This is a genomic window from Thalassotalea coralli (genome assembly GCF_055786205.1).
In genome coordinates, this window is record NZ_JBVVBK010000006.1 from 168,364 (window position 1) to 180,280 (window position 11,917).

Annotated in this window: 8 protein-coding genes; 6 read left to right on the forward strand and 2 right to left on the reverse strand. The window is 41.1% G+C overall.

Features of this window, described 5'->3' with window-relative positions:
• The first annotated feature begins 60 nt into the window (after positions 1 to 60).
• From ACOB80_RS15680 to ACOB80_RS15705, 6 genes are all read left to right on the forward strand, one after another.
• On the forward strand, positions 61 to 948 hold the full coding sequence (locus ACOB80_RS15680) for an aspartoacylase (RefSeq protein WP_473166800.1): 888 nt from the start codon (positions 61 to 63) through the stop codon (positions 946 to 948).
• 260 nt (positions 949 to 1,208) lie between these two features.
• Positions 1,209 to 2,444: an efflux RND transporter periplasmic adaptor subunit gene (locus ACOB80_RS15685; protein ID WP_473166801.1), complete on the forward strand. Its 1,236-nt coding sequence runs from the start codon at positions 1,209 to 1,211 to the stop codon at positions 2,442 to 2,444.
• Positions 2,441 to 5,581, forward strand: a complete 3,141-nt coding sequence (locus tag ACOB80_RS15690) for an efflux RND transporter permease subunit (protein ID WP_473166802.1) — start codon at positions 2,441 to 2,443, stop codon at positions 5,579 to 5,581. Before ACOB80_RS15685 ends, ACOB80_RS15690 begins: the two co-directional genes overlap by 4 nt.
• On the forward strand, positions 5,581 to 7,059 hold the full coding sequence (locus tag ACOB80_RS15695) for an efflux transporter outer membrane subunit (RefSeq protein ID WP_473166803.1): 1,479 nt from the start codon (positions 5,581 to 5,583) through the stop codon (positions 7,057 to 7,059). Before ACOB80_RS15690 ends, ACOB80_RS15695 begins: the two co-directional genes overlap by 1 nt.
• 176 nt (positions 7,060 to 7,235) lie before the next feature.
• Positions 7,236 to 8,621: an ATP-dependent RNA helicase DbpA gene (gene dbpA, locus ACOB80_RS15700; protein WP_473166804.1), complete on the forward strand. Its 1,386-nt coding sequence runs from the start codon at positions 7,236 to 7,238 to the stop codon at positions 8,619 to 8,621.
• Between the two features lie 50 nt (positions 8,622 to 8,671).
• A complete protein-coding gene (locus ACOB80_RS15705; RefSeq protein WP_473166805.1) occupies positions 8,672 to 9,391 on the forward strand; it encodes a pseudouridine synthase in 720 nt (239 codons plus the stop codon).
• Between the two features lie 42 nt (positions 9,392 to 9,433).
• On the opposite strand, the gene ACOB80_RS15710 is transcribed toward ACOB80_RS15705, so the two are convergent.
• Positions 9,434 to 9,850: a hypothetical protein gene (locus tag ACOB80_RS15710; RefSeq protein ID WP_473166806.1), complete on the reverse strand. Its 417-nt coding sequence runs from the start codon at positions 9,848 to 9,850 to the stop codon at positions 9,434 to 9,436.
• 77 nt (positions 9,851 to 9,927) lie between these two features.
• Positions 9,928 to 11,793, reverse strand: coding sequence for an SLC13 family permease (locus ACOB80_RS15715; protein WP_473166807.1), 1,866 nt, complete (start codon positions 11,791 to 11,793; stop codon positions 9,928 to 9,930).
• Between the last annotated feature and the right edge of the window lie 124 nt (positions 11,794 to 11,917).

Here is an 11,917-nt window from a genome sequence, read left to right on the forward strand (position 1 = left end):
TTTATTTCACTCAAGTAAGATAAATGGCATTAACTATCTGGATTAGAGACACGTCTATCAATGAATAAAATTAACAAGGTTGCCGTAGTTGGTGGTACTCATGGAAATGAATTCAGCGGAATTTATTTACTTAAAAAGTGGCAAAAGGATAAGCAACTTCTCGCAAGAGATGGATTAACCATTGAAACAGTATTTGCTAACCCAAGAGGCTTTGAAGAAAACAAACGCTACCTTGATTGTGACTTAAATCGTCAATTTAGTCTTGGCGATTTAGCTAATAATGAACTAGCGAACTATGAACAGTCTCGAGCTAAAGCGATAAATGCTCAGTTAGGCCCTAAAGGTGACGCTAAAACTGACTTTATTATCGATTTGCATAACACCACCAGTAACATGGGCCCTACGTTAATCTTATTAAAATCTGACGACTTTAACCGAAAAATGGGCGCTTACGTTTTGTCTGTCATGCCAGACGCTGTCGTTGTTTTTGAAGATCAAACCTCGATGGAAGAGCATTATTTTCTGGCATCTATTGCCGAGCAAGGCGTTATCGTCGAAATCGGCCCACAACCACAGTCAGTTATTCGTCAAGATGTACTCGATTGGATGGAAACTATGACACAAGCCATTCTCGATTTTGTTGTTTTATACAACAACGATAATGTGCCTAGTTTGCCTGAATCTTATGAAGCATATGCCTATGAAGAAACTCTTAGTTTGCCTCTCGATGACAACGGAGAGCGAATAGGTATGGTTCACAAAAATGTTCAAGACAATGATTTTAAGCCGCTAGTAAAAGGCGATCCAATCTTTAAACTATTTGATGGTAGTGAAATTACGTACCAAGGTGACTACGAGGCTTACCCACATTTTATTAACGAAGCCGCGTACTATGATAATAACTTGGCGATGTCTTTAGCTAAGAAAATTACCGTAGCAACCAAATAACCATTTATCTTGGCATAAAATGTATTGCGAAAAGCCTCTACAAAACTAGAGGCTTTTTTATTTCCAAAGCAATAATGGACGGACAAGTTATATGCTTCCTAACCCCAATTTTCCCTGAATCAACCCCACTTAAAAAACCTTTATCTAGATCAAGCAAATTTTTGTTTATTCTAATTTTTTTTAAAATTTTCATGAAAAATTAACATCTTGATATACACTCTATTAATATAATAATTTAACGACGTCAAAATGATAAAGTCATGGATTTTCTTAAAGCTACTTTTTGTTCATTGGTACTAATTTTTCTCATTTCTTCTTGTGAGGAGCCAAAACCAAAAACTTTGCCAACGGTAGAAGTGATTGCAACAGATATCACCAGCAAAAATCTGCCGATTTATGGCAGTTATATTGCAAGAACACAGGCTTCTTTAGACGTTGAAGTAAGAGCGAGAGTAAGTGGTTATTTAGAAGAGCAACATTTCCCAGATGGTAGCTTTGTCAACAAAGGACAACTGCTTTATACAGTAGATTCAGCGCCTTACAAAGCAGCCCTTGCAAGTGCTGAAGCAACCCATATCAAGGCTCAAAACGCATTAAAAAAATCAGAAAGAGACATTAAGCGCCTAGAGCCACTATTTGAAGCAGATGCAGCGAGTCAGCTTGATTTAGACAACGCATATGCTGCCTTAGACAGTGCAAAAGCCGATTTAAAAGCCGCCGAAGCGGCACTGCAAACTGCCGAACTTAATTTAAGTTACACGCACATTACCGCACCAATTTCAGGAGTGGCAGGTGATTCGTCCGTTGACATTGGTGCTTATGTGGGAGATGGAGGCACCTCCCTGTTAACCAATATTCAACAGGTAAACCCTATATTTGTTGAATTTCAAATGACGACATTAGATTACCTGCAGTCGCGCCGTCGTCTAAAAAGCTACTATGAAAAATCCAAAGCAGATGCCGAAGGCAAATCAGTTGAAGGCTTAGTGAGCATTACCCTCCCTGATGGCACGCCATATAAGTACCCTGCACAAGTTAAGTTTACCGAGCCTAGAATTAATTCAGATACTGGTACTTTCACCGCTCGCGCCGAAGTAATAAACCCTGAAAGAGAACTACTACCAGGGCAATACACGCGCGCCAAAATAGAGCTTGATGAAATCAATAATGCGCTATTGTTACCTGAAGAAGCAGTGATGTTTGAACAAAGCGGCTCTTATGTTTATGTCGTTTTGCCAAGTAACATTGCCGAAAGAAGATTTGTTGTACTTGGTCGTAATATCAATGGTGATTTCCTGGTTGAACGCGGTTTATCTGATGGTGAAAAAGTCGTTGTCTCTGGTACTCATAAGTTACAACACGGCTACCTCGTTAACGCCCTTTCAGAACAAGAACACCAAGAAAAACAGAAGCAAAAAGACAAAGAAAAAATAAAAGAAACAGAAAAAATTAAAGAAACTGAGCAAGCCAAAACCGAGGAGGAGCAAAGTTCATGATTTCTCAGTTTTGTATCAAACGACCAGTCTTTGCATCTGTTCTTTCAATTCTAATAGTATTGATAGGCTTTATCTCTATTATCAACATGCCTATTGATCAATATCCAGATCTAGCACCGCCAACCGTTACCGTTTCAGGCTCCTATGGTGGAGCGACAGCGAGTGTTACATCTGAATCTGTCACTATTCCGTTAGAGCAAAAAATTAATGGTGTGCCTAATATGCTGTACTTGTCGTCTAGCAGTAATAATGGCGGTAGTTCGAAAGTAAAAATTACTTTTGAAGTAGGCACCAACCCAGACTTTGCCGCCATTGATGTCTCTAATAAAGTAGATAGCGCTACCGGCGACCTACCAGCAGACGTTATTACTGATGGTGTTTCAGTAGAGAAAACCTCTTCTATCTTATTGATGAACATCGTTTTGCGGTCAGATGACCCAAAATATGACGATTTATACCTAAGTAATTTCGTTACTTTGCAAATTCAACAAGCGTTAAAGCGGATACCAGGTGTTGCTAAAGTAAGAAATATGGGCGCTAGAACGTATTCAATGCGGGTGTGGTTAGACCCACAAGCACTAGCAGCATACAAACTAACCCCATCAGATGTTATTAGTGCGATTAAAGAGCAAAATGCCAATGCAGCTGCTGGCTCTGTAGGTACTCAACCGAACGATGATGACATCAACCTATCTTTAACCATTAATGCATCGGGTAAATTAGATGATGCAGAGTCATTTGGCGAAATTATCGTACAAGCAACCGACAACGGTGCGTTAATAAGGTTAAAAGACTTAGCTCGTATAGAGTTAGGAGCGAGCGCTTACAAACTTCAATCTCAGCATAATGGTCAAAGTGCGGCTATCGCCGGCATTATGTTACTGCCAGGTTCAAACGCGCTCAAAGTTGCCAGCGAAGTAAAAACGACAATGACTGAATTGTCCAAACAATTCCCATCGGGCATTACTTATGAAGTTGCTTTTGATGCTTCTACATTTATTGAGCAATCCATCAATGAAGTGGTGGTGACGTTAATTGAAGCCCTCATTTTAGTCTCTATTGTTGTGTACTTATTTCTACAAGATTGGCGCTCAGCGACAATTCCTATTGTTGCCGCCCCTGTTTCGATTATTGGTACTTTTATTTTCTTATCACTGTTTGGTTTTTCCATTAATACCATTAGCTTGTTAGCTATGGTGCTTGCCATAGGTCTTGTGGTTGACGATGCCATAGTCGTCGTTGAAAACGTTGAGCGGATCATGGAAGAAGAGAAAGTGAATGCGCCAATGGCAACCGCAAAAGCGATGCATGAGCTAACAGGTGCGTTAGTGGCAACTTCATTAGTACTGGCGGCGGTATTTTTGCCTGTGGCATTTTTAGGCGGTATTTCAGGTAAGCTTTATCGCGAGTTTGCTATTGCACTAACCGTTGCGGTTCTGATTTCAACGTTTGTGGCACTAACATTAAGCCCTGCTTTGTGTGCTTTATTAATGAGGCCAGAAAAGAAGCTCAACTCATTTTTTACTAAATTCAATAACTTCATAGACAAGATCACTAACCGATACGGTATTTATGTTTCTAGTTCAATAAAACGCAGCGGTCGCAGCTTAACAATATTCGCTGCCATTTGTTTACTTGGTTACGGTATCTTAAAAAACTTACCCAGCGGATTCATTCCTCAAGAAGATCAAGGCATGCTCTATGCTGATATACAGCTACAGCCTGGCACATCAGTTAACCGAACCTTTGACGTCGTAAAGCGTATTGAACGAGATTTAATGGAGCACCCTGCCATAGATCAAATTATTACCTTAACAGGGGAAAATTTGTCTTCAGGCTCGGGCGAAGAAAATGCCTACTTTCAATTTATGTTGAAGGATTATGAATTACGACCTGACTTTACTATTGACCAAGTCCGAGACGACATTAGAGATATTTTGGTCACTCATCCAGAAATTGTCTCTCGCGTATTTCAGCCCCCATCATTACCGGGCATGGGTGAAAAAAGTGGTTTTTCTTTGGAGATTCAAGATCGCTCTGGTAACAATAGCTTAGGGCTCAGAGAAGTTGTAAAAAACTTTGTCGTTGAAGCCAACAAATTACCAGAATTAGAAGCTGTTAATACCACTTTATCGTCAGATATTCCTATGCTCAACTTAGTCATAGATAGAGAGATGGTGAAAACTTTTGGCGTTAGCTTAGGCGATTTAAATACCATGATTAAACAGCTAACAGGGTCGGCGTCTGCGAGCGACTTCAATATGTTTGGTCGCACGTATAGAGTAAAAATACAAGCTGAAGCTGAGTTTCGTAAACGCCCTGAAGACTTAGCTAATTTTTATATTAAATCCAGCAGCGGCGCACTAATTCCACTTTCAATGTTAGCGAAAATTGAATACGGCGCAGGTGAAGGTAACATTAGCCGACACAACCTTTTTACCAGCGCTAGTGTCAGCGGTATACCCGCAACTGGATACAGCTCAGGTCAAGCAATGGCAGCGATAGCCAAGTTAGCCGATGAATTACTACCACAAGGCTACGGCTACGAATGGACAGGCATGTCATTTCAAGAAATAAAGTCGAATGCAGATACTAGCGTTGCCATGTTACTCGCTATTATTTTTGTGTACTTGTTTTTGGCCGCCCTTTACGAAAGCTGGACGATTCCGATCCCTGTGTTAATCATTGTCCCCATCGCCTTAACCGGCGCTTGGCTTTTTGTTTTTGCCAGTGGCTTTGATAATAACTTATTTGTGCAAATTTCAGCTGTTACTCTCATCGGCCTAGCCGCTAAAAACTCTATTTTAATCGTGGAGTTTGCAAGTAGCTTACTTCAGCAAGGAATGAGTCCAGCAGATGCAGCCTTAGAATCAGCAAAACAGCGGTTTCGTCCTATTTTAATGACATCGTTCTCTTTTATTTTAGGCATCATGCCATTAGTACTGTCTGATGGCCCAGGAGCTGCTGCCCGAAACTCTATATCAACAGGCACGCTCGGGGGCATGTTAGCCGCAACAACCATAGGTATTATTTTAGTGCCTGCCTTTTTTGTATTAATTGTTTCCATGACCAAACAATCAAAAGATGCAAAAGAAGAAACATCTGCGATTGGCGATGCTATTGAGGAGAATAAGTAATGAAATATGCTCCTCTTTTTATTGCGATAGCGGCAAGTACACTGTTTGGTTGTACCATGGGACCAGACTATGAAAAACCACCTGAATCAATAGAACAAGAATCATGGCAATCAAATTTCGATATTTTGGAATCGGGGCAATCTGTAGCAAGTCGGGGTTGGAAAACGCTATATGTAGAACCTGAATTACAAGCTCTTATTGAAAAAGCGCTAGCTAACAACCTAGATTTAAAAATTTCATTCGAGAACTTATTTAGGGCGAGAAATGCGGTAACAATTCAAGGCTCTTCACAACTTCCGATTGTAGAAGCTGAATTTTTTCACGACCGCGAACAACGTAGCTTCGCCTTTAGTGGCGATGAAGACATTATCAATGAATTTAGATTATTAGGCCGAGTTTCTTGGGAGTTAGACTTATGGGGTAAGTTGCGTCGACAATCCGAAGCATCATTAGCCAATTATCAGGCCACAGAGGCCGATTATTACGGGACTCGAATTAGCTTGATATCTGACGTTGCAGAGACTTACTTTGATATCCAAAACACCATGGATCAAATTGCCTTAACCGAGGCAAATGTAATCGCCAGAGAAAAGTCAAAACACATTGCCGAGCTTCGCAGAAAACAAGGGGTAATCTCCGGCCAAGATGTAAGTCAAACGCACGTAGAATTAGTTCGGGAACGCTTAAAACTTCCAGCCCTTAATAATCAGTTGAAAAGCCAGCAATATAAGTTATCAATTTTAACGGGGGAATTGCCAAAGGCCCTCAACATAAAAACCAGAGCGATCGAATTAGACATATATCGCAATAACTTGCCCATTGGTTTACCTGCAGACTTATTAAAGCGTCGCCCCGATATCATCTCACAAGAAAGAAAGTTACAAGCCGCTACTGCCAATATCGGTGTGGCTCGCACAAAATACTTCCCTGATATCACATTATCAGGATATGTTGGTGGAAAAAGTAGCGAATTAAATAACTTACTCGACAACGCTGATACCTGGTTATTTGGTGTAGATGTTGGTATGCCTTTATTTGATTGGGGCAAAACGAGCGCGGAGATCACAGATATAGAGTCTCAATATCGTGAAGCGTTATTGAGTTATAGAAAAACTGTGTTAAACGCGTTTAAAGAATCAGCTGAAGCCCTCGAATCTTTTGAACAAAGTCGAATAGAGTACGAACTAAAAGAAGAGCTACTTAGTGCCACTCTTGAAAATATGCGCATCTCTCAACTGCGTTACGACAATGGTAGTGTCGGCTACCTAAACGTATTGGATGCACAGCGCAGTTTAGCCAGTGCACAACAAGACTTTTCTTCTGCGATAAATACTCACCAGAAAGCTTTGATTCGGTTATACAGAGTGCTAGGAGGTGGCTGGGATGCTGAAGGATACCAACAACGCACAGCACCAAATAAGAATGACGGAGCAAAAAGTGACGAGAAGCAATTAGCGCCTCTTTCACTCACACAATAGCTGTCGACAGTACTACATCACATACAACTATATGGTGTGGTACTGAGTAGGATATTGAAGGTAACGCTTGTCAGCATATTTCTAGCTAACGTCAGTTAAACAAATGCTGATATACTTACGCCTTTAAGAGCTACCAGAATTTCGGTGCAGGCTTACCACTAAACAAAGAGCAATTCATGTCACATACCTTTTCTTCTACGACACTTTCTCCAGCTTTACTTGATAACCTTTCTAGTTTGGGCTTCAAAGAAATGACCGATATTCAAGCCCAGTCACTTCCCCTAATGCTTGAAGGCAAAGATGTGATTGGACAAGGTAAAACTGGCTCAGGAAAAACTGTCGCCTTTGGTTTAGGCTTGTTGAATAACCTCAATGTGAAACGTTTTCGTGTGCAAGCCCTTGTTTTATGCCCAACGCGAGAGCTTGCCGATCAAGTTGCCATTGAGATTCGAAAGCTAGCGCGCGCGATCCACAATATAAAAGTACTAACCTTATGTGGTGGCTCGCCAATGGGGCCTCAAATTGGTTCACTCGAGCACGGCGCACATATAATTGTTGGCACACCTGGTAGAGTAGAAGAGCATTTACGCAAAGGCCGTTTGTCTTTAGATGAACTCAATACGTTAGTTTTAGATGAAGCCGATAGAATGTTAGAAATGGGCTTTGAAGAACCTCTTGAACGCATTGTCGCAGCGTGTCCGCAGCAAAGACAGAATCTATTATTTAGCGCCACATACCCTAAAAAAATAGAACAATTAGTTGGGCATATCATGCATGCTCCGATTAAAGTTGAGGTGACCAGTACCCACACTGAAACTTCGATAAAGCAGTATTTTTATGAAGTTGCAGGGAATGACGAGCGAATTGATGCAGTAAGACGGGTGTTATATAACTTTCAGCCTCATTCAGCCATTGTCTTTTGCAACACCAAAGCAGAATGCCAAACCTTGTCTGATAACCTAGCAAGTGAAGGCTTCGATTGCGCCGCTTTACATGGCGACTTAGAACAAAGGGATAGAGACAGAACCTTAGTTAGGTTTGCCAACAAAAGCTTAACGGTATTAATTGCTACCGACGTTGCAGCAAGAGGCATAGATGTTAACGATGTCGATTTAGTGGTTAATTATCATATTGCTCACGATCCAGAGGTTCACGTTCACCGAGTCGGTAGAACAGGACGCGCAGGCCAATCCGGCACAGCCTGTTCATTCATCAGTCACAAAGAAGCGCATAAAATCATTCGTTTAGAAGAGTATATAGAACAATCGATAAGCCCAACGCCACTACCTAGTGACGAAGTTTTCAATAACAAGTTGATACAAGCGCCTATGGTGACCTTGCAAATAGACGGTGGTAAGAAAAATAAACTTCGTCCGGGTGATATTTTAGGTGGCCTAACCTCAAATCCTGAGATTTCAGGTGACCAAATTGGCAAAATTAAAGTGCAAGCAACTTCAGCTTATGTTGCTGTTCAAAAATCAATTGCCAAGCGTGCCTTAAAAACCATTAGCGAAGGAAAAATGAAAGGACGTATTTTCCGCGTACGCAAGATCACGCGCTAGAATTCACCAAGGCTTTAAGATTAATGTTTGCCCTGAGCGATAGATAACAAGTGACGCTAACAACCCAACGCCTCGATAAATTTTTGTCCCAAAAGTGCAAGATAAGTAAAGGTGATGTAAGGCTTATGCTCGCGCAAAAGCGAGTTACAGTGGACGGCACAATCGCGCAGAACATTGAACAACGCATCAACAAGTTCAGTAACATCACGTTAGACGGCGCTATATTACAAAATAACCCTACCTACTATGTCATGTTGCACAAACCTGTTGGTGTTGTTTGTGCGACAAAAGATGCGCAGCACCAAACGGTTATTGATTTACTCGATGTTGATTTTAAAGACCAATTGCATATCGTTGGTCGATTAGATTTAAACACTTCAGGCTTAGTGTTATTAACCAATGACAGCCGATGGTCTGAAGCTATCACACAGCCACAAAAGAAAGTCGCCAAGGTATACCAAGTTACCTTAGCAAATCCCATAGATGAAAGTTATATCGAGGCGTTTGCTCAAGGCATGTATTTTGACTTTGAGGGTATTACCACTCAACCTGCGCAGCTGAGTATTTTGGGTAAAAATGAGGCTGAAGTTAAACTCACTGAAGGTAAATACCATCAAATTAAGCGCATGTTTGGCCGATTCAGAAATCCAGTCATCGCGTTACATCGAAGCCAAATTGGCGACTTGGTGTTAGATAAAGATTTGGAAGCTGGGCAATTCCGATTGTTAACGCCAGAGGAAGTTGAGATGCCTCTATTTACTTCTCGCTAAGTTGAATAGGAAGAAATTCAAAAAACAACGACTTCTCTTCGCTCACAATCTCCTTTCAAACACTTCCGCATGAAACCCTTCCGCAGCCAGCCAGTTAACAGCATCTTCTTCGTTATCAAACACGGCTCTTACAAATGCCCCCTCTTGTTGAGCGACCATTTTGTTGACAAAGCCTTCTTTTGTTCTTGAACGTTCAAAGACATTAGCAGCTCTTTCTAAGCCGTTTGCAATGCACCATTCAACTAGTTCAGTAATAATGGGAAACATTTCAGGAGTGCACAGTTCCCAATCGTTTAAGTAAACAATATGCCCCCAATGCTTAGAAAGTGATTTTGCGTGATGTTTGAAATCGCGAGCATAGTTTTCAGCAGCTTGTTCGTTCCAGCTACCATGCAAGGTAGCGTAAAGCACCTTGCCTTTCACCCAAATTTTATATTCACCATGTTGTTTGAATGGCATAAACAACCTTAAACGCGATATATGCTCATATTATCAATATAGATTAAGAGTCCATTTTTAGAAAACTGTAGGCCTAGCTACCACAAATACATCCAACTCAACAAAATAGACAAGGTAACCCACATCAAAATAATTAACGGAATACCTACACGCATAAAGTCGGAAAATTGATAGCCGCCAGCGTTCATTACTAGAATATTGGTTTTATATGCCATTGGGGTGGCGTAACTTAGATTGGCACCAAAAAGAACTGCTAAAATAAAAGGCTCTACTGGCAAATTAAGTTGTTGTGCCACAGAGATAGCAATGGGAGTTCCAATAACCGCAGCGGCATTATTGGAAACAATATTGGTTAACACCGCGAGCATTAACATTAAGGACGCAAGCACACCTGCTGGAGGTAAATCAAAGGCGAGCGCGACAAAAAGCTGAGCGATATATTCAGCTCCTCCTGTTTGCATCATGGCAGAGCCAAGTGCTAACGAGGCAACAACTATCATCACCACTTGGCTATTTAAAGCGGCAGAAGCTTCTTTCCAGTCAAGACATTTGGTGGCTAATAAAATCAGTATGCCAAGTAGTGAGCTAATCGCTATAGGTAACAAGCCTATAGCAGCAACACCTATTACTAGAAATAAAACTGACAAAGCCATAGGAGCTTTTTGTGAATAAGGTAATTCAGACGCACCATCAATAATCAGATAACCTTGGGTTTCCCTAAGTTCTGATAGTTGTTCTGCGTTGCCTTGAACCAACAAAATGTCGCCTGTGTGAATAACAACATTGCCGATACTGCGACGACCGATATCCATAGCTTTACCATCGCGATGCAGTGCTATAACTGAAACACCATACCGTTTAGCAAACTGAATGTCTTTTAGTGTTCTTCCCACTAATTCAGACGCTTGAATAACGACAATTTCCGCTAAAACCTGCTTTTCAGCTTTCAGTGGATGATCATCATCTACTTTGTGGCTACCGCTGAACAAAGTCGCTTTCAAAACTGCTTCATATTCTTTTAGTTGATCAGGGGTGTCTTTTACTTGTAAACGGTCGCCCTCTTGTAAAATCGTATCTGGAAATGGTCTGATATTACGATAGTCAGGCTTTCGCTGGATAGATTCAATCGCCATTTGATCGCCCGTTAGCTTTAATATTTCAGCAACGGTTTTACCAACTGAGGCACTTTCTTCATCAATGTTTAAATAAGCGCTGAACAGTCGTGGCGATGTATCAGCCAGAGAGGCTTTTCTTGGCGGTAAAAGTTTAGGCGCGATTAACCACAAATACAGAATCGCGATACTCCCAGCAACTAATGCGGGGGCGCTAAAGTGAAACATGCCCATTCTTGGTAACCCCATATCACTGGCTACACTTACCACAAGTAAATTAGTAGAAGTACCTATTGTGGTTGTCATACCGCCGACGATAGTTGCGAGCCCCATAGGCAAAAGCATGGGCGAGGTATCTGTCTGAGTTCTAAGGGCAACACTAGTGAGTATCGGTAACAGTAATACAACAATAGGCGTATTGTTTACAAAAGCGCTCAAGGCGCCTGCAACTATCAAAGTGACCAATAAAGAAAGTGTTGGACTTATTTTCCAAAATTTAGCCAAATTCCGACCAACAGGTACTAATGCGCCCGTGCGCACAAGAGCATGACCAATGATCATCAAAGCACAAACGGTTACTAAAGCTTCATGTCCAAAACCGAAAAATAACGAAGAAGGCTCTAAGTGCTCCCCATTTATTTCGAACGGAAAAATAGTAAACACTAAGCAAAGTATTACGAGTACTGCAAGGGAGGATGTTTCTAGCGGAATATCATCTCGTCTAAAAAAGTAAAGTGCGATTGCGGTGATCACCAGCATTATCAAAGCATGGTTATTGGGTATGTCAGGAATTGGCACGGCAATATCCGCTAAATATATGGATAAAAACAATAAAATAACATTAGCAGGTGCTTGTTAAAAAAGCGAAAGCGAATTTGCTATTCATTCAAATTTTCAGGTGGGCTTGCTTAATTGATCCATATTGTTTCCTTATTTGCTTGTTACTATCACCGTT

Excerpts from the sequence above, each read along its gene's own strand:
- ACOB80_RS15680 (WP_473166800.1), top strand. The coding sequence starts at position 61 with ATGAATAAAATTAACAAGGTTGCCGTAGTTGGTGGTACTCATGGAAAT.
- ACOB80_RS15685 (WP_473166801.1), top strand. The coding sequence starts at position 1,209 with ATGGATTTTCTTAAAGCTACTTTTTGTTCATTGGTACTAATTTTTCTC.
- ACOB80_RS15690 (WP_473166802.1), top strand. The coding sequence starts at position 2,441 with ATGATTTCTCAGTTTTGTATCAAACGACCAGTCTTTGCATCTGTTCTT.
- ACOB80_RS15695 (WP_473166803.1), top strand. The coding sequence starts at position 5,581 with ATGAAATATGCTCCTCTTTTTATTGCGATAGCGGCAAGTACACTGTTT.
- dbpA (WP_473166804.1), top strand. The coding sequence starts at position 7,236 with ATGTCACATACCTTTTCTTCTACGACACTTTCTCCAGCTTTACTTGAT.
- ACOB80_RS15710 (WP_473166806.1), bottom strand. The coding sequence starts at position 9,850 with ATGCCATTCAAACAACATGGTGAATATAAAATTTGGGTGAAAGGCAAG.